Source organism: Candidatus Defluviilinea proxima, assembly GCA_016721115.1.
In the GTDB taxonomy this organism is placed as follows: Bacteria; Chloroflexota; Anaerolineae; order Anaerolineales; family Villigracilaceae; genus Defluviilinea; species Defluviilinea proxima.
In genome coordinates this window covers 4,468,646-4,486,430 of record JADKIW010000001.1, presented here as the reverse complement: position 1 = coordinate 4,486,430, position 17,785 = coordinate 4,468,646, and the positions used below count along the sequence as shown (strand labels likewise).

General features: G+C 49.4%; 18 protein-coding genes. 4 read left to right on the top strand and 14 right to left on the bottom strand.

Annotated features, from left to right (window positions below; all coding sequences use genetic code 11):
- Positions 1-65: 65 nt before the first annotated feature.
- The 10 genes from IPP66_20795 to IPP66_20750 form a co-directional block, all read right to left on the bottom strand.
- Positions 66-896, bottom strand: a complete 831-nt coding sequence (locus IPP66_20795; GenBank protein ID MBK9927717.1) for a DUF1684 domain-containing protein — start codon at positions 894-896, stop codon at positions 66-68.
- Between the two features lie 63 nt (positions 897-959).
- Positions 960-2,858 carry an acetate--CoA ligase gene (gene acs, locus IPP66_20790; protein MBK9927716.1) on the bottom strand — a complete coding sequence of 633 codons (1,899 nt, stop codon included), beginning with the start codon at positions 2,856-2,858 and terminating at the stop codon, positions 960-962.
- A 79-nt stretch (positions 2,859-2,937) separates the two neighbouring features.
- Positions 2,938-3,411, bottom strand: a complete 474-nt coding sequence (locus tag IPP66_20785) for a hypothetical protein (protein ID MBK9927715.1) — start codon at positions 3,409-3,411, stop codon at positions 2,938-2,940.
- A gap of 75 nt (positions 3,412-3,486) precedes the next feature.
- A complete protein-coding gene (locus tag IPP66_20780; protein MBK9927714.1) occupies positions 3,487-3,861 on the bottom strand; it encodes a hypothetical protein in 375 nt (124 codons plus the stop codon).
- A gap of 3 nt (positions 3,862-3,864) precedes the next feature.
- A complete protein-coding gene (locus tag IPP66_20775; protein MBK9927713.1) occupies positions 3,865-5,151 on the bottom strand; it encodes an FAD-binding oxidoreductase in 1,287 nt (428 codons plus the stop codon).
- A gap of 77 nt (positions 5,152-5,228) precedes the next feature.
- Positions 5,229-5,732: a hypothetical protein gene (locus IPP66_20770; GenBank protein MBK9927712.1), complete on the bottom strand. Its 504-nt coding sequence runs from the start codon at positions 5,730-5,732 to the stop codon at positions 5,229-5,231.
- A gap of 149 nt (positions 5,733-5,881) precedes the next feature.
- A complete protein-coding gene (locus tag IPP66_20765) occupies positions 5,882-6,559 on the bottom strand; it encodes a DNA alkylation repair protein (protein ID MBK9927711.1) in 678 nt (225 codons plus the stop codon).
- A gap of 44 nt (positions 6,560-6,603) precedes the next feature.
- The gene (locus IPP66_20760; GenBank protein MBK9927710.1) at positions 6,604-8,043 is read right to left on the bottom strand and encodes a proline--tRNA ligase; all 1,440 of its coding nucleotides are present in this window, start codon (positions 8,041-8,043) and stop codon (positions 6,604-6,606) included.
- Between the two features lie 48 nt (positions 8,044-8,091).
- Positions 8,092-8,631 (bottom strand): LOG family protein, encoded by a 540-nt coding sequence (locus tag IPP66_20755; protein MBK9927709.1) that lies wholly within the window; start codon positions 8,629-8,631, stop codon positions 8,092-8,094.
- A 38-nt stretch (positions 8,632-8,669) separates the two neighbouring features.
- On the bottom strand, positions 8,670-8,978 hold the full coding sequence (locus tag IPP66_20750; GenBank protein ID MBK9927708.1) for a nucleotide pyrophosphohydrolase: 309 nt from the start codon (positions 8,976-8,978) through the stop codon (positions 8,670-8,672).
- A gap of 309 nt (positions 8,979-9,287) precedes the next feature.
- On the opposite strand from IPP66_20750, the gene IPP66_20745 reads away from it, so the two are divergent.
- The 4 genes from IPP66_20745 to IPP66_20730 are packed head-to-tail and all read left to right on the top strand — an operon-like array spanning position 9,288 to position 14,044.
- Entirely contained in the window at positions 9,288-10,580 is a 1,293-nt protein-coding gene (locus IPP66_20745) for a CCA tRNA nucleotidyltransferase (GenBank protein ID MBK9927707.1), read from the top strand.
- 53 nt (positions 10,581-10,633) lie between these two features.
- On the top strand, positions 10,634-12,601 hold the full coding sequence (locus tag IPP66_20740; protein ID MBK9927706.1) for a DUF262 domain-containing protein: 1,968 nt from the start codon (positions 10,634-10,636) through the stop codon (positions 12,599-12,601).
- A gap of 24 nt (positions 12,602-12,625) precedes the next feature.
- Entirely contained in the window at positions 12,626-13,396 is a 771-nt protein-coding gene (locus tag IPP66_20735; GenBank protein MBK9927705.1) for a histidinol phosphate phosphatase, read from the top strand.
- A gap of 39 nt (positions 13,397-13,435) precedes the next feature.
- Positions 13,436-14,044: a DUF2726 domain-containing protein gene (locus tag IPP66_20730; protein MBK9927704.1), complete on the top strand. Its 609-nt coding sequence runs from the start codon at positions 13,436-13,438 to the stop codon at positions 14,042-14,044.
- A gap of 80 nt (positions 14,045-14,124) precedes the next feature.
- Here IPP66_20730 and IPP66_20725 read toward each other — a convergent pair whose 3' ends face one another.
- The 4 genes from IPP66_20725 to IPP66_20710 form a co-directional block, all read right to left on the bottom strand.
- Complete coding sequence (locus IPP66_20725; protein ID MBK9927703.1) at positions 14,125-15,024, bottom strand: NAD(P)H-binding protein; 900 nt, start codon at positions 15,022-15,024, stop codon at positions 14,125-14,127.
- Positions 15,025-15,158: 134 nt separating this feature from the next.
- On the bottom strand, positions 15,159-15,683 hold the full coding sequence (locus IPP66_20720; protein MBK9927702.1) for a hypothetical protein: 525 nt from the start codon (positions 15,681-15,683) through the stop codon (positions 15,159-15,161).
- 235 nt (positions 15,684-15,918) lie between these two features.
- A complete protein-coding gene (locus tag IPP66_20715) occupies positions 15,919-16,593 on the bottom strand; it encodes a hypothetical protein (GenBank protein ID MBK9927701.1) in 675 nt (224 codons plus the stop codon).
- Positions 16,590-17,780: an amidohydrolase gene (locus IPP66_20710; protein ID MBK9927700.1), complete on the bottom strand. Its 1,191-nt coding sequence runs from the start codon at positions 17,778-17,780 to the stop codon at positions 16,590-16,592. The genes IPP66_20715 and IPP66_20710 overlap by 4 nt, the downstream gene beginning before the upstream one ends.
- Positions 17,781-17,785: the final 5 nt, after the last annotated feature.

The following is a 17,785-nucleotide window of genomic DNA, read 5'->3' as shown; positions in this document are numbered from 1 at the left end:
TTTTATTATACCTTTACGAATATTGATTCCAGACTTGCAGTTTTGTATAAAATATGTGCCGTATGTCAACCACGGTAGATCTCTCCCGCCTCCACGCGGAACGGAAGATCATTTTGCGGTGGCGCAAAGGTGCAGGTTGCATACGCTGTAAAGGCACACGGTGGGCTGTATGAGTAATTGAAGTCAACCGTCACCTTTCCGCTTTTGACGGGCTCGGTGTAATAATAGCGGCTTGGTGGGTAAGTTTCTTTTTTACTTGTCAGGTCGCGGAACTTGATAAACAGCGAGCGGTCTTCCATTTCGGTGGCGTCCAATTTATAAGTTTTGCCCTCGAACCGAAACGTGACGTATCCATCAATGCGATCTTCGACCATCGTTCCGTCGGCATCTGGGGAGTTTGTAATCAGCGGTTTTTTATAACGCGTATACCGCGCGGGGATGCGAAAATGCTTATTGACCGGGAACCAGCTTGAAGGTCGCAGGGAGAAGCGTTCCGGTCGTTCATTATCCCAAATGCGGATGGCGTACTTGCCCGCGTGTTCATGGACGACCATTCGCAGAGTCTCGTTCCATGTGATAAAGCTGGGCTTCGCCTCCTGGCTGGACTTTAGGATTGCTTTCTGCACCAATCGGCCATTGATCTTCAATTGAACTCCTTCTGCCACCGTCAGTCGGACAGTTTTTCCTTTGAGTTCAACGATCCCAACGAACGTGGGGGCACGCTCCGGCAAAATCACTTCACACATCGGGTTCGAACCGACCAGATTCCTGCCTTCGTTCAGCCAGTACAAACCTACCAGTGCCACCCAGCCGTTCTCGCTTTTGCGCGATGCATATTTCTCAGCCTGCCATTGCAAAACCTGTGCTTCGTATTCTTGATCTTTTTTCGTTGCCATAGGGTGATTATACAATATGAAAAAACTTCCGAAGTCTTCAAGGCTTCGGAAGTTTTTGGCTCACTATTCGTCCAGCGTACTGACATCGCCCTCAGGCAGGCCTTGTGCCCTTGCCTTCAACACACGGCGCATGATCTTGCCGGAGCGCGTCTTGGGGAGTTTGTCGATGATCTTCACATCTTCGGGGCGGGCAATCGCTCCCATGTGCGTTGCTACGTGCTGACGGAGTTCCTCTGCCAGATCAGCGGATGCGGTGAAGCCGGTGCGTAACAAAACAAAGCAGTGGATGCCTTGCCCTTTGAGTTCATGAGGTAGGCCGATGGCCGCCGCTTCAGCCACTGCGGGATGGCTGACCAGCGCCGACTCAACTTCAGCCGTCCCAAGCCTGTGTCCACTGACCTTGATGACGTCATCCACGCGGCCGATGATCCAGAAGTAGCCGTCTTTGTCGCGTTTGGCAGAATCTCCAGTGGTGTATTTGCCCGGGTTCTTGGACCAGTATTGGGTTACGTAGCGATCCGGGTCTCCATAGATCGTCCGCAACATGGCAGGCCAGGGATTCTTCAAGACGAGATATCCCTCGGAACCATCTGGGACGGGGTTTCCGTGTTCGTCCACGATCTCAGCTTCCTGTCCAAAGAATGGACGCGTGCCCGAGCCAGGTTTGAGCGGGACGGTGGGTGTCGGCGTGATCATGAACATGCCGGTCTCGGTCTGCCACCAGGTATCCATGATCGGGCATTTCTCTTTACCGATGACGCGGTGATACCATTTCCATGCTTCGGGGTTGATCGGTTCTCCCACGGAGCCGAGCAGGCGTAAGGAAGAAAGATCGTGTTTGTTCGGCCAGGCTTCGCCAAAACGCATGAGTCCACGGATGGCGGTGGGGGCGGTATAGAGGACTGTGATCCCATAACGTTCGATACATTGCCACCAGCGGTTCGGGTATGGGTAGGTAGGCCCGCCCTCGAACATGAAGGATGTCGCACCGTTCAGCAAGGGACCGTAGACAATGTAGGAATGTCCCGTTACCCAGCCGGGGTCTGCCGCACACCACCAGCGATCATCATCTTTGAGGTCGAAGACATACTTCAATGTTGTGTATGTGCCGACCATGTAACCGCCGTGTGTGTGTAGGATGGCTTTGGGTTTGCCGGTGGAACCCGATGTGTAAAGAATGTAGAGCGGATCTTCCGCGTCCATCACTTCGGTGGCGCATTTACCGTTGGCGATGGGGAGCGCACATAGATCGTGATACCAGTGATCGCGTCCGGCCTCCATGGGGACATTTTCGTCCACACGTTTGACGACGATCACATTTTCCACAGTGGGACAATGCTTGAGTGATTCGTCCACGGTCTTTTTGAGCTCAACGACTTTGCCATTGTTGAAGCTTCTATCCATGGTGATGACAAGTTTGGATTGGCTATCGTCAATGCGTCCCTGCAATGCATCCACGGAGAAACCGCCGAACACTACAGAGTGAATGGCACCGATCTTCGCACAAGCCAGCATCGCGAACACGATCTCAGGGATACGTCCCATGTAGATGGTGACGCGGTCACCTTTGACGACGCCCATGGCTTTGATGATGTTCGCCATGCGGCTGACTTCGCGGTTCATTGCAAAATACGAGAACGTGCGATGATCTTTTCCATCTTCGCTTTCCCAGATCAAAGCCAGTTTATTTTTTCGATAGGTTTTCAGATGCCGATCGATGGCGTTGTGAACAATGTTGGTCTTGGCGCCAACGAACCACTTGAAGAACGGTTTGTTCGAGTCGTCCAGTACTTGGTCCCACTTTTTATACCATTCCAGCTCGTCCGCCTCTGCCGCCCAGAATGCCTGCGGATTCTTCAAGGCTTGCTCAGCCATGGTGTCCCAATCTTTGGCATTGGCTTGCGACACAACCTGCTCTGACGGATAATAGACTTCGCCTTCCATTTCCTTTTTTGCCATCATGTTACTCTCCTCTGGTTGATTTTATATTTTGGAGTTGTACAGCATCGCAATATCGCCGTAGCGATACCGCTGGCAGAGTTTATGTAGAAGCGGTCATAAATTCCCATGCCAGTGCATGAGAACACAAGATCAAGCCGCAGAGAATAAGAGCTTCCAATTGAAGTGCTTGTAAGCCAAAAATACTTGCGAATCCCGTAAAGAGTGCAAAGAACAAGATCAGGCCATACAGAACCGGTACAGCCCAACTGTTACGGCTGAAGGCTCCGTTTGGGTTTAACTCACGGGTTAGTTTGATCAATTTACCGGAATAGGAAAGCCCCGCCCCTGATGCGATGACGAAGACCGCACGCCAGATGAAAGAATTATCCACCCCGATCTGTGCGGCAAGGCTCATAATGCCAGGAATCAAAAACGAAGCGTATACGCCTCCCGCCATGCGTTTTCTCGCTTCGTCCGCGAACCATTGAGGTTTATCTTTCACCACCGACCACCACAACCCAACCAACCCGAAACAAGTGGCAGATGTCACTGCATAGAATGTGCTGATGTCCATGCTGGCTAATTCTCCTTTGGCAGGTCGAATTATAGGATATTTTACTCAAATACTCAAATTATTTTGACTTTGAACTTACCTCATATAAAACCAATTGATGGTCATGCCCACATAGGATTTCAAGAGGGTATCTGTCTGGCCGGGGAATTGGGCATGGAGTTGACTCATGACGTATTCCATGTCCACATCTGCAAACTCAGCAAACTCTTGCCCGGGCTTGGGTGATTTGGGCGCCTTCTCTACCGCTTCGATAGTTGCAACTAGAACATTCAAGCTTAAGTCGAACATCTCCTTGTAGATATCAGGAGAATACCCTGGCGCTCTCTTTGTCAAAGCCTTGATGGCTTTCTTTGGCTCGCCGCCATTTTTGCCGTACACATGAAATTGCCACACAACATCCGATAGTGCCAATGAAAACGTCTCATCGCTCAGCGGATGCTTTATGCCCATACTTTATTCGACCCAGTCCAGAATTTTATGCCATGCTCCTGCAAATGGCAGGAACCACGGACTGCCACCATATAATCCCAACGGCGCACCGGGAAAGTCGAATTGTGCGAATGGGTGCTCTTTGATATTTCCCTTGACCATTGCCTCTGCAACAGTCTTCCCTAAATAGGTTGCCATCGCAACACCGTGACCGGCGTACCCAAGCGCATAATACAAACCATTGTCTTCGCCTACATGTGTCATCATGTCAAAGGCGAAATCAAGAGTGCCGCCCCAAACATACTCAACCTTTACATCCTTTAACTGTGGATACACCTGTATCATCTCGCGCCGCAAAATTTCAGCGCTTTGCTGAAGCGTATTTTCTGTCTCAGGGAAGAATGCCGCACGTCCGCCAAAGATCATACGGTTATCCCATAGCCTGAAATAGTTCAGATAATGTTTGTAATCAAAGATCATGCGGTTCTTTGGGCTGAGTTCATGTGCCAATTCATCCGAAAGCTTTTCCGTTGCAATGATGAATGAGCCGACAGGGATGATCTTCTTCTGCAATTTCTTTGTGATACTTCCCGTATACCCAGATGTTCCTATAAAAACAGAGTCTGCCTGTAAAGAGCCTCTTTCTGTTTGGATGAAAAACCGCGTCTCACCACGCCCGAGCTTGGTTACTCGTGCCCAAGCATGGAGCCTCGCCCCGGCCTTTTCTGCCGCACCTGCAAGGCCCGCAACATACTGAGCTGGGTTCAACCCACCACTGACCTCATCCACCATTCCGCCATGATACACATCCGAGCCGATCTCGCTTCTCAATTCATTCGGCGGAACAACTTTGACATTGTGATTGAACTCCTTTGCCATGAATTCAACTTCCTGTTTGAGCGCTTCGTAGTGTTGAGGTTTGTTCGCCGCAAGCAAATGACCCGTGCGTGCAAAACCACAATCAATGTTTTCCTCTTTGACGATCTGCTCAACAGCGCTGACTGAATCCAGTGAGCATTGAAAGAGTTGTTTGGCAAGATCACGCCCATACTTTTTGATAACCGTATGCATCGACGGTTTCAGGCCGGTCAGTGTCATACCTCCGTTACGGGAACTGGCGCCCCAGCCAATGGACTCCGCCTCGAGCACGATGACATTCACGCCTTGTTGTGCCAGCGTCCGTGCGGCGCTTAAGCCGGTATACCCACCACCGATGACGGCCACGTCCACTTTCTGGGGGAGTGGTGTGATCGTGTTTTTATCCTCAGGCATTGCGGCAGTGGTGGTATACCAGTAGTTTTTTTGATGCATTGATCTCTCCTCGGAATTCATGGAGCGCTACTCCATGGGCCTCGCCAGAATAATGAGCTAATGAAAGTTGGCGATGTTTATTTGGCGACGTGTTTTTGTGATTGGAAGATGGTTACCTGCACCAAAGTGCCAACGATGAAAATACCAGCGCTGGCAAGGATCTTTGCCGTCCCGTAAAAAGGCAGAACGCCATAGAGAAGGTAGACACCGATCGCGCAAGAGACGATGATCATGGCCCACTCGCCGAGAACGCCGAGAATGACTGTCCCGAGAGCGGCACCGATAATGAACGGAAAGAAAGGGACAGTCTGAACGCCCGGCGCGAAATATTCACAAGCGGCAAAACCACCCACGATGAATCCGCAGACGTAATAGCTGGTTTCTTTGTTGATCAGTGTAAGCACAGCGGCAAGAATCGCTAAAACGATCAGAAAGGCCAGATCGGTCCAACCAGGCCAGGCGGCGGGAAGAAGCGGAAGTATCCGTATCCCGAGAAGCGCGGCCATGGCGGCTGAGAAAAGAAAACTGAGTTCGCGTCCTAGAAAGAGTGTAACTGCCCCGGCAATGCCTCTGAGTATCATGATCTGCTCCTTGTTGTGTACTTAAGAGTTTTATTTTTTCGCGTGCAAGATTTCGCGCAAGCTTTTTTGCAATTCATCCGGCAAGTCCGGTAACATGCGTCTTAATGATACCGCTGGTAGCGGACTTTTGGTTTTGTTCACGATCTGCGTCAGGAAGAATATAGTTTCATCCGGAGATGCATTGTATAGCGCCGTGATGAGTTCCTGCAGGTCAGTTTGCAAAGAGGCGGGCGATGCTTTAATAATAGGTTCGACAATATCGAGAATGGGCGGGAGGTTGTGAAAGTCTGGTGTGTTGATGAGGGGACGAGCGCTTCAATTCCGTTGGACCACAAGCGTTGGCGTGCGGGATGAAGCCATTCTCTGACAAGGATCAGGAATAGGTCTGGTGTTTCGTTGCGTAGACGGGTGAGGCTGGTGGTGAGCAATGCAACACGCACACTTGGGTCGCGGACTTGTTGTGTCCAAGCTGTGAGGCGCGCGAGCAAGCGTTCCTCTTGTGGGGGGATGCGTCCGAGCAGGAAGGCCGCCAGCAAACGAGTTTCGAGCCAGCCTTCATCCCAAAGAGCATCGGCAAGTTCAAGAGCTTGGATGGGCTTTTTCGCCGCAACCGGACCTAATTCCGTTTCAATTTGGCGGAGCACAACAGGAGGCGTGCGATACGTGGGAAGAACAGAAGATGGCGCCACGCCCTGACTGCGCAGTGTGCGGTTGACGTAGTAATCCAATATTTCGCGGTGTTCACGCAGAAATTCGGATGGCTGGTCGAAGATATCGGCCAGATGGGCTGTCTGTTTTTTGAGGCGGGCGAGATCTATGGCAGGCATAATACATTTGTAGGGACGGGCAGCTGCCCGTCCCTACGTTGTCATCAATATGCTTTCGCAAAATACACTTTGCGCTTGGAAGGTTTGCCGCAGACGACACAAGTCCCTTCACCTTCGGGTTGATCGAATGGAATGTTGCGTGTGGTGGCTTTGGTGTCTTCTTTGACCTTGGCTTCACATTCCTTTGATTCACACCAATAGGAAAATGCCCAACCGTCAGCGACGATTCTTTTGAGGTCTTCGTAATCTTTGGGTTCGCGGATATTGGCGTCACGGTATTCGGTGGCGCGCTTGAGGAGTGAATCCTGTATTTCGACGAGGAGTCCGCTCACGGTCGAAGCGAGATCCGTTTGTGGGACGAAGGATTTACCTTCTTTGCCGGGTTTGTCGCGGCGGGCGAGTGCTGCAGATCCTTTTTCAACATCCTTGGGACCGATCTCCACGCGGACGGGGACGCCTCGCATCTCCCAATCGTTGAATTTGAATCCAGAACTGACGTTGTCGCGGTCATCCATTTTGACGCGGATGCCAGCGGCTTTGAGTTCCATGAAGATGCGGTCGGCTACTTCCATCACTTTGGTCTTTTCCTCTTCTTTTTTGAAGATGGGAACGATGACCGCTTGAATGGGCGCAAGGCGTGGAGGTAGTACAAGTCCCTGATCGTCACCGTGAGTCATGATGATGGCACCAATGATGCGGGTGGAAAGACCCCATGAGGTGGTCTCGGCATATTGCAGGGTGTTGTCTTTGTTGAGGAATTGAATTTCGAATGCCTTCGCAAAGTTGGTGCCGAAGTAGTGAGATGTAGCAGATTGCAAGGCACGTTTATCCTGCATCATGCCTTCAATCGATGTGGTGATCTGTGCACCCGCAAAACGTTCGGTGTCGCTCTTGGTGCCTTTGAACAGAGGCAATGCCGCTTCATTGACCGCAAAGTTGTAGTAGATGTCGAGAATGCGATACATCTCTTCTTTGGCTTCTTCAGCGTTTGCATGGGCGGTGTGACCTTCCTGCCAGTAGAACTCGGCTGTGCGCAGGAATAGTTTTGTCCGCAATTCCCAGCGGAGCACGGAGCCCCATTGGTTAATCAGGATGGGAAGATCGCGCCAGGATTTGACCCATCTGGAATACATGTGTCCGATGATCGTTTCAGATGTGGGACGAACGACCAATTTCTCTTCGAGTTCAGAACCTCCACCATGCGTGACAACTGCAAGTTCGGGCGCAAAGCCTTCTACATGCTCTTTTTCTTTTTCAAAGAATGCAAGGGGGATGAGCATGGGAAACGCCGCGTTGACGTGACCTGTCGCTTTGAATTCCTTATCGAGCGCAGCCATACAGTTTTCCCATAGTGCCCAGCCATAAGGCTTGACGACCATACAGCCGCGTACGGGGGCGTAGTCGGCAAGGTCTGCCTTGAGAACGAGTTGGTTGTACCATTCTGAAAAATCTTCTGCACGGGTGGTTAATTTATCTTCAGCCATTTTTCCTCTTTTTAGTTCGCATGTTTGCAGGTTGAAACGTTTGAACGTTCAAACCTGATAACTTTCTAACGCATTTACGGCAGTTTGCACATCTTCCGCGAAGCTCAGTAGATTTTTCTGGCTTGTGGATGTGTATTCGTCAAAATCTTTGAAGAACTGATCGAACGTGGACTGCCAGCCACTGCCGATCAGTATCAGCGGGCTCCGGTGACGGGACTCCACGATCATCAGGTTCCACATCAACGCGACTTCGGTCAACGTACCTGCGCCACCGGGCAGGACCAGAGCCGCATCACAGCCGTCGATCAGGGCCTGCAACCGCTCATTCAGCGTTTTATACCGCCGTTCCTCTTTCACCCATGGATTTGGACGAACGCCTCTCCACGCTTCGATGTCTTCGCATGTGACGCCGACTACGTGTCCACCTGCTTCACTGGCACCGCGAGAGACCGCTTCCATCGTGCCGATGTAGCCGCCGGTCAACACGGTATGTCCGCGTTGGGCTAACAGCCTGCCGAGTTCTAATGCTTCGGTGTAGGCTTGTTCGCCTTCTTTGGGTTGTGCGCCGCCAAATACAGTGATGTTCATTTCAAATTCTCGTTGTCACGTTAAAACGTTTGAGCGCTCTAACGATCTTGATCCCATGTTCTTGTTTTGTTTACTTCTATCTTCTTCAACACCGCATCCTCAAGGTCGATGCCTGAAACGGATGCCAATTGCAATAGATACAACGTCACGTCCGCGAGTTCGGCTCCCAATTCGTCGCGATCTTTAATCTCGTCGGTGAATTGGAAGTGCTCCAAAATTTCGGCCGCCTCGATTGCCAGTGACACAGCGAGATTGCGCGGCGTTTGTGGCCGTTTACTATCGGCCTCGTACCAGCCTTTCGAGCGGACGAGGGCGTGCATTTCTTCGGTGAGTTGTTTGATGTCCATAACTTCTTTCATCGCGCTGAGCGGAGCGTAGCGAAGTCGAAGCGGGGGTGTGAGGTGCGCTTCGACTTTGTTCGGACGATGGAACTGTCCTCACTCCGCTCAGCGCGGATGTACCAATAAAAAACGGCTCGCCAAAGTCTGGGAGCCGTTCGTTGACGTGATGAACTGAACCTATCCAGACCAGGTGGTTTTTTGCATTACGGGTCGCGGCAACGGGTTCAACATAAGCGAAGCAATCCTTTAGGATGATGCGGAGATTATACCTGAAAAATTTTGGTTTACGAGTAAAATGGATAACTGGGAGCGCATATGAACCTTGCAGATCATCTTGTAACATCGCTGACTTCTGACACATTTGAACTGATTCGCCTTGTAAAAGCCGATGCGGAACGATTGGGGTTTCCTCTATATATCATCGGCGGTTCCGTACGGGACCTGATGCTTAATTCCTCGATAAAAGACTTTGATCTCACCGTGGAGGGGGATGCGATCAAGCTGGCGCGGTCATTGGCTAAAAGGCATGGCGGTAAGGTGACGGTACATGCCAAATTTGGCACTGCCAAGTGGTTTTTGCCGAAAGAATTGGTTCACTCCACCGAAGCCGTGGACTTGATCTCCGCGCGTTCTGAAACCTACGCACAGCCTGCCGCTTTGCCTACTGTGCAAGTGGGAAGCATGGATGGCGACATTCGCCGCCGTGACTTCACGATCAATACGCTTGCCATTCGCCTCGATGACCCTCACTTTGGCGAACTACGCGATGACCTGAATGGCATTGAGGATTTAAAGGCGGGTATTGTTCGAGTTTTGCACCCCCATTCTTTTATTGATGATCCCACACGTATGTATCGTGCTGTCCGTTATGCGGAGCGATATGGATTCGAATTAGCCGACGATACACTGGCGCTGATCCCTGAAGCACGTGGATTCATTAAGGAGCTTTCTGCCCAGCGCATCCGCCATGAATTGGATTTGATCCTCGAAGAATGGAGCGCCGCGACTGCGCTCACGCATCTTTGTGAACTGGACCTGCTCAGACCGATCCATCCCGCTTTGACCTGTGACAAGGTCGCTCATGCTCGTCTTGCGGATTTGCATACGTATCGCGGCTTGCAACATCTTTCTCCGTGGAATGTGACGATGGGGGAGCAGATGAATCCGTCTGATCTAGGCTGGTTACTTTGGCTGATGTCTTTATCGAAAGAAGAGATCGCCTCCCTGAATAAACGTCTCCACTTCACCGCGGACTTGCTCGCCTCATTGTTTGCCGTATCCATGATGTTCAAAGACTTGCCAGAATTCGTTGGCTTGAAACCCAGCGAATGCGTGGAGCGGTTGGAGTCTTTCCCGGTCAACGCCGTGGAAGCGATGGGCTACGTGATCGAAGACCTGCAAGTGAAAGAACTCTTCAACGAATACATTTCCATGTGGCGTTACGTCAAGCCGCATATCTCTGGCGATGACCTCAAAGAACGCGGCCTTCAACCAGGACCACGCTATGCGGTGATCCTACGTCAGCTCCGCAACGCATGGCTGGATGGAGAAATAAAGACGGAAGAGGAAGAAGAGAAGTTGCTTGAGAGATTGCTAAGTCTAAAGTAACAATCAGTAACTAAATTAAAAACTTTCTCGCTATATTGGATAGGAGGATAATTATGAAAGCATCTGAGACAACATTTCAGCCAATTATTGAAGGTACGAAGCAATATGTTGTTCCCTTGTTTCAACGTCCTTATAGTTGGGGGAAAAAAGAATGGGATGTCCTTTGGGATGACTTAGTGTGGTTATGCGAGAACAGCGAACCAAAGAGCCATTTTATTGGATCCATCGTTACTATGCCAACAATTGCTGTTCCACAAGGGGTTACTAAATATTTATTAATTGATGGTCAACAACGGCTAACTACAATATTTGTTTTACTGGTTCTTTTGCGCGACCTTTCAAAAAAGGCTGGCGAAGAAAATTTGGCTGAAGAAATTCAACAGACAATGTTGGTTAATCCTTTTAAGAAAGATGATGATTTCTTTAAATTATTACCAACTCAAGTTGATCGGGATGCATTTAAAGCTTTAATTCAGGAAGAAAAACTTGATGAACAAAGTCTGTTGATGCAATGCTATCAATACTTTGAACGAAAAATACGACAAGGCAAAGTAGATGTTTCGAGTCTAAATAAAGTAATTACCGGTAGGTTGTCAGCTGTTGGTATAGTTCTTGATCTTGATGATAATCCTCATCTAGTATTTGAAAGCTTAAATGCGAAAGGACGTACGTTAACTCAGTCTGACTTAATCCGAAACTATTTTTTTATGCGTATTCACGCCAATGAACAAGAGAAATATCACGCGAAGTTTTGGACGCCAATGCAAAATGCTTTAGAAGACAGCCTTACAGAATTTGTTCGTCATTACTTAATGCGGAATGGTGCTTTTGTGAAACAAGGGGATGTTTATTTCACTTTAAAAGATCGTATAGGTCAGGGAAATGCAATCGACGCATTAAAAGATTTATCCCTTTTTGCCGGTTATTACACAAAATTCCTGCATCCTCATTTAGAACAAAATAAGGAACTGCAAAAAGCACTTACACGCTTAAGCCGGATGGAGATTACAACAGCTTATCCATTTTTGTTGAATTGTTATCATGATTTCGCAACAGGCCAGATTTCATCCGATGATTTTTTGCAGATTTTAAAGTTGCTCGAAAATTATCTTGTTCGAAGGTTTGTATGCAATGTGCCAACTAGTCAATTGAATAAGATATTCCCTTTATTGTATGGGCAAGCGCTGAAGAATTCGCCTGTTTTGGTTGATGGCGTCAGGTCTGTTTTACAGACAAGGGGGTATCCGAAAGATAATGAGTTTCGCGCTAGATTACAAGACGCAAAGTTGTACGGTGCTGGGGAACGAGCAGTGAAGACAAAATTTATACTTGAAACTTTAGAGCTTGCTCATGCTCATAAAGAAATTATTGAGTTTGCAGCACTATCTATTGAGCATGTTATGCCACAGACGCTTACCGAGTGGTGGATGGGGCATTTAGGTGATGAATGGCAAGCTGATCATGAATTGTATTTGAATACTATTGGGAATTTGACATTAACTGGTTATAACTCGGAACTATCAAACTTACCTTACCTGATGAAGCGCGAGCAATTGATTAATTCCCACCTTGAGTTAAATAAATTTTTTAGCGCATACCCGGCGTGGCGGAGGGCAAATATTGAGGAGCGTTCAAAAATACTTGCAGAGTTATCTGTAACTATATGGCCGTTTTTTGGAGAGGAAGATACTCTCAATGTAACTGGTGACGACGTTACTGGCAAAACTCCCAAATTCGTAACAGTTTTAGGAGAAAGGATTAGTGTTGAGTCTTGGCGAGACGTTCAAGCACAGACATTGATGAAAATCGCGGAATTAGTGCCAGAGTTATTTGTGAACTTGGCTTTGGAATATCCGAGATTTATCAGTAAAGATCCAGCTCGTTTTAGAAGGAATAGGAAACTTGATAATGACTATTATATAGAAGTGAATTTATCTGCAAAAGATGTCTATCGGTTTTGCATCCAAGCCATGGAAGCCATTGGATTAAGTAGTGATGACTGGTTTGTTGAAACAAATTAATTTATTATAAGGTTGATACTAATTATGAACCTCCAACCCTACCTCGACTTTACAACCCAACTTGCCTACCGCGCGGGGCGCATTACGCTCGGATACTTCAACACCAGTATCCGCCCCGATTACAAAGCTGACGATTCCCCCGTCACTGCCGCGGACCGTGCCGCTGAAGAATTTATCCGTGGCGAAATTGAAAAAGCTTACCCAACTCACGCCATCGTTGGCGAAGAGTTCGGTGAGTCAAAGTCTGACACAAAGTCTGTGTATAAGTGGTTTATCGATCCCATCGACGGGACCAAATCCTTTATGCGTGGCATCCCGATGTATGCCGTGTTGATCGGGCTTGAAATTGACGGCGTGATCCAAGTCGGTGCGGCGTATTATCCCGGCACCGATGAAATGCTCTGCGCCGCCGATGGACTCGGTACCTGGTGGAACGGCAAGCGTGCCCACGTCTCAGATGTGGATACGTTCGAGCGCTCGTGGTTCTGCTGTACCAGTCATCATTTATTTGAAAAACGGGATCCAACTCTCTGGAAACGCATCTCCGATGCCGCCTACGTGATGCGCGGCTGGTCAGATGCGTACGCCTATCTCGCCGTTGCCACCGGGCGTGCAGAAGTTGCGATAGACCCGGTCATGAACGATTGGGATTGTGGCCCGTTCCCGGTCATCTTTCGGGAGGCGGGTGGCTTCTTCGGCTCGTGGGCCGGCGAAGAAGGTCACACTCACGGCGAGTCAATAGGTGTCAACGCCGCACTCAAGCCGAAAGTTATGGAATTGATTCGAAAAGCGTAGCGCATCCGCAAACACACCTGCTATAATGTGGGCAATCCAATGTCAGATCGAAAAACAATCCCACTCAAAGAACTTGAAGAACGCCTGCCTTATCGCTTGCGTGAACAGTTCATGTCGACCCCTGAGTTGGCGTTGTTGAAAGTTCTGCAAAGCATGGTGCGAAACCATTATGTCATTTGCCCGAAGGTTGGGTTGAATGACATTTTTTATATCGTACGCCCGAACGAGAACGTTCACTTCTTCAACAAGATCTTTCGCAAGCATGTGGATTTTCTCCTGTGCGAGCCGTCCACGCTCAAGCCTGCCATCGGCATCGAATTGGTGAAACCTGTTTCGAGAAATGAAACCCGTGAAACCGATCAGTTTATGGAAGACCTTTTCCTCAGCGCAGGGCTTCCGCTTGTCCACATTCCCTCAAATGACCGCTATTCGGAAGATGACCTGGCCGAACTGTTTAAATTCTCCATTTTGAAAGTGAAGGAGACGAACACGCTTCGGACTCCGACGAAAGCTGATTCAGTCCCAATGTGCCCTGTCTGCGGTCGGATGATGGTCCTGCGAATCCATCGCAATGGGTCACAGGCTGGGGTAAAGTATTACGGCTGTATGGATAACCCGCACTGCCCGGGGATGGTGGAGATCGGTTAAGTCCATCATCGTTGCGAGGCGTTCTTTCTCTCAGATGTTGTTATTAAAAAGACAGTCACCTTCGCGGTGACTGTCTTTTTTTAGTAATGTTTTGCCAACTCAGACGCATACTTTGCGCCAACCTTGTTTTTATTTGCTTCCAGCCAATCACCCAGACGAGTCTTACAGCGCGCTGGCTCTTTTGAAACGAGTAAGCCTTCCATCAAACCGTCCACTTCTTCAGGGGTGAGCAAAACATCATTGACGAAGAGACTCAGGAACTGTGCGGCGAACAAAGCCAGCCGTGGTGGGAAGGGGATCAACGGACGTTTTGCCCCGACCGTTTCACCGATCAACTCCACCATTTCCTTGAATGTGAAGATATCAGGTCCAACAGCATCTATGATGTAACTATCCTTGGTGTAAACGCCTTCGACGACCAGTTGTGCGAGGTCATCCACGTACACGGGTTGGATTCCATACGAGCCATCGCCGGGCAAGGCAAAGAATGGGAATCTTCGCATAAGATAGGCAATGTTGTTGATGAGAATATCCTCGTCACCGACCAGTACGGTGGGGCGTAAGATCGCATATCCCATTCCTGATTCGATGACAGCTTTCTCGTTGGCGGCCTTTCCCCAGTAATAGGGGAGATGTGAGTCCGCTGACGGATTGGCGATGCTGATATGAACCATCCGCCTGACGCCTGCGGCTTTGGCGGCGTTGACGAGTTTCTTTGTGTTTTCTACAGCGCGTGGTTGCGTATTCTCGCCTTTGTCGAAACGCACCCAATACGTATTGACCAACACATCCACACCTTGCAGGGATTTGGTCATGCTTGTCTCGTCAAAATCCAACGGGTAAGCCTTGACCTGTCCGTTGAAGGGGTCTGGACGATTCGGGTGACCTGTCAGTGTGATCACTTCTTCTCCACGTGCGAGAAGCCGCTTTGTGATGTACTTACCTGAATAACTGAACGAACCTGTAACTGCGATTTTCATTTTGTCTCCTTGTATTCGCGCTGAGCGGAAGCCTGAGCGTTCTTCGCGAAGGCTGTAGTCGAAGCGCCGTAACCAGTAAGTACGCTTCGACTACGGGACAGAAAACTGCTGTCCCTCCGCTCAGCGCGGAATAATTATTTCAAAACACCTAAAATCTTTGTGACATTCGAAAGCCCCAAGCTCTCCAAACGAATGACTGCCTTCGTAAGGCTGTCGATCGCATCGAAGAAATCTTGCAAGGCTTGCACGCGTTGATAAACAAAATTCCATTCTTCGTTATCCACCCAGTTTTCGTCCATTACTGTAAGCGTCTCTTTCACAGAACGGACAGCGCGATCAAACTCGGAGTTTTGTCGTTCCTGCAAAATGGAACGGATCGCGGCATAGAAATCCGCTTCGGCCTCGTAGTAATCCTTGCGGTCACCAAGTTTGGTCGAACGGTGGACAAGCCCCATGCGGGCGAGGGAACGGATCTCGGTGCTGATCGCTCCTTTGGTGAGCCCCGTTTCGCTGACGATCTCATCGAGCGATAACGGTGTGGGGGAGAGATAGAGCACCGCAAAAATGGCGCCCATCCCTTTAGGGAAACCCCAGAAGCGACTGATTTGGCTGAGACCTTGTGTGAACTCTTGTTTGATCTTATTGAGTGATTGTGGCATGCTGTCTCTTTTGTTATGTATGTTTAGTAATTACTAAACGAAATATACAATGAAGGTTGGGATGTGTCAAGAGGGTCCTGTCTGCGTGTAGGCAAGATGGTGTAGTTTGTTATGAGTGAATTGAATCTTTTTACTCACCACATATAGAATCAAACATCCCGCAAGTTCTAAAAAAGACTTGAGGGATGTCTGTGTTTTTTGCGCTGAAAATATATCGGATAGTCAATTCAAGGTATTACGGCCCTGTATAAAACATGCGGAGCAATTCTTCGCCTGTGATGCCATGAGCGGTTGTTTTGTATTGTTCGATCGGGACGCGAAGGCCGATGCTTTCTGAAGCGCTTTTCTCAAAACGAAATTCGACAAAGCCAGGCTTTGGACCTGCGAGTGTGTCAGGAGGAAAGCCAGTCACAATTTGTAGTACTTGTGCGATTATGTTTCCGAAAGATTCGTAGTCGCTCAAATCAGAAGCAGGCATGGTCACATAGAAGTCTGTTTCCATAGCGGCAAAGCGGACGAATTGTCCATCTGGGCCGAAGCAATCTTCCCCGAATGCCGTGGCGTGTGCAGATGCGCTGGAGTTCAAGGCTTTGACGGCTGTATCGAACTCGGTTGTGATTTCAGGGAGATCGTGATATGCCCAGGTGAATCCGCACTGTTGCTGTGAAACGGCGGGTGTGGGGAAGTCGCCATCGGGTGACTGACCAATGTTTGGTGTGCCGACAGTGACGACGATCTTCGGGCCAGATGGATTGCTATCGGTTGGGACGTCTATGGCAGATTTGGTCGCGGGTTGTATGAATGGTGTAATGGTAGTGACTTGCGCGGGTAAAGTTTCAGGTGTTGAAAAATTTTGTGCGCAAGCAAACAGGATAAAGGTCAGAAAGAGAAGCGTGGTTTTTGTCTTCATTTCAAAAGGTCAACTGCGGCGGTAGCCATCACGGCAACGCCACTGATGAGCGCTTGTTCGTCAAAATCGAATTTGGGGTGATGGTGGCCGTAGTTGAGATTCCTGGCATCGTTGGCAGAGCCGATGAAGAAGTAACAGCCATCGGCTTTTTCAAGCATATAGCCCATATCTTCCGCGCCCATGGTGAGATAAGATGTCTCGTCAATTTCAGTTGCAGGGAATACTGAGCGGGCTGACTGCGCAACGCTTGCGGCAACTTTGTCATTGTTGATGACCGGTGCGGTGACTTGTTTGATCGTGATCTCGACCTCGCATTGCATGGATGCGGCAATGCCGCGTGTGATCTGTTCAAAACGCTCGAGTACGAGTTTGCGGACGACAGGATCGAAGGTGCGAATGGTGCCGGTGAGTTCAGCGGTTTGCGGAATGACATTGAAGGCTGAACCTGCATGGACGGATGTGACGCTGATTACGACAGGTCGTAATGGATCTACATTGCGCGATGCGACGGTTTGTAACGCCGTGATGATATGGGCCGCGGCAACCACCGGATCAATTGTGGTATCGGGCGCGGCACCATGCCCGCCCTTGCCTGTAAGTTTGATAATGAAAAGTTCTGCGCCCGCCATGATGGGCCCCTTTGCAACGTGGATCCAGCCAAGCGGTTTATCGTTCCATAGATGTAGGGAAAGCGTCTTTTCGACTTTGGGCGATTCGAGCACACCGTCACGCATCATCATCAATGCGCCGCCGACTTCTTCTCCGTTCGTTCCCTCCTCCGATGGTTGAAAACAGAATTTGATGTTGCCTTTAAGTTGATCTTTGTGTTCGTTCAATATCTTCGCAACGGTGAGGCCTATCGCGGTGTGACCATCGTGTCCGCAGGCGTGCATGACGCCCGGGTTTGTAGACGCATACTCTGCGCCTGTTTCCTCGATGATAGGGAGCGCGTCCATATCAAAGCGGAGGAGGATCGTTGGACCCGGTTTTGATCCTTCCAACAAGCCAACTACGCCGGTCTTTCCGACTCCTTTTGTGACTTCAATCCCCAAGGCTTCCAGTTCCTTTGCTACGATGCCGCCCGTGCGAATCTCGCGGAAGCCGAGCTCTGGGTGTATGTGAAAGTCACGGCGCAGGGATTGTGTGTAGGGAAAAAGGCTTTTGGCTTGTTGGAAGAAATTGTTCATGTGAT

What these genes read in the sequence shown, in the direction of transcription:
- IPP66_20740 (MBK9927706.1), top strand. Translation starts at nt 10,634, where the DNA reads ATGAAAGCATCTGAGACAACATTTCAGCCAATTATTGAAGGTACGAAG.
- IPP66_20715 (MBK9927701.1), bottom strand. Translation starts at nt 16,593, where the DNA reads ATGAAGACAAAAACCACGCTTCTCTTTCTGACCTTTATCCTGTTTGCT.
- IPP66_20735 (MBK9927705.1), top strand. Translation starts at nt 12,626, where the DNA reads ATGAACCTCCAACCCTACCTCGACTTTACAACCCAACTTGCCTACCGC.
- IPP66_20785 (MBK9927715.1), bottom strand. Translation starts at nt 3,411, where the DNA reads ATGGACATCAGCACATTCTATGCAGTGACATCTGCCACTTGTTTCGGG.
- IPP66_20770 (MBK9927712.1), bottom strand. Translation starts at nt 5,732, where the DNA reads ATGATACTCAGAGGCATTGCCGGGGCAGTTACACTCTTTCTAGGACGC.
- acs (MBK9927716.1), bottom strand. Translation starts at nt 2,858, where the DNA reads ATGATGGCAAAAAAGGAAATGGAAGGCGAAGTCTATTATCCGTCAGAG.
- IPP66_20745 (MBK9927707.1), top strand. Translation starts at nt 9,288, where the DNA reads ATGAACCTTGCAGATCATCTTGTAACATCGCTGACTTCTGACACATTT.
- IPP66_20730 (MBK9927704.1), top strand. Translation starts at nt 13,436, where the DNA reads ATGTCAGATCGAAAAACAATCCCACTCAAAGAACTTGAAGAACGCCTG.
- IPP66_20720 (MBK9927702.1), bottom strand. Translation starts at nt 15,683, where the DNA reads ATGCCACAATCACTCAATAAGATCAAACAAGAGTTCACACAAGGTCTC.
- IPP66_20710 (MBK9927700.1), bottom strand. Translation starts at nt 17,780, where the DNA reads ATGAACAATTTCTTCCAACAAGCCAAAAGCCTTTTTCCCTACACACAA.
- IPP66_20750 (MBK9927708.1), bottom strand. Translation starts at nt 8,978, where the DNA reads ATGGACATCAAACAACTCACCGAAGAAATGCACGCCCTCGTCCGCTCG.
- IPP66_20780 (MBK9927714.1), bottom strand. Translation starts at nt 3,861, where the DNA reads ATGGGCATAAAGCATCCGCTGAGCGATGAGACGTTTTCATTGGCACTA.
- IPP66_20755 (MBK9927709.1), bottom strand. Translation starts at nt 8,631, where the DNA reads ATGAACATCACTGTATTTGGCGGCGCACAACCCAAAGAAGGCGAACAA.
- IPP66_20760 (MBK9927710.1), bottom strand. Translation starts at nt 8,043, where the DNA reads ATGGCTGAAGATAAATTAACCACCCGTGCAGAAGATTTTTCAGAATGG.
- IPP66_20795 (MBK9927717.1), bottom strand. Translation starts at nt 896, where the DNA reads ATGGCAACGAAAAAAGATCAAGAATACGAAGCACAGGTTTTGCAATGG.
- IPP66_20725 (MBK9927703.1), bottom strand. Translation starts at nt 15,024, where the DNA reads ATGAAAATCGCAGTTACAGGTTCGTTCAGTTATTCAGGTAAGTACATC.
- IPP66_20765 (MBK9927711.1), bottom strand. Translation starts at nt 6,559, where the DNA reads ATGCCTGCCATAGATCTCGCCCGCCTCAAAAAACAGACAGCCCATCTG.
- IPP66_20775 (MBK9927713.1), bottom strand. Translation starts at nt 5,151, where the DNA reads ATGCATCAAAAAAACTACTGGTATACCACCACTGCCGCAATGCCTGAG.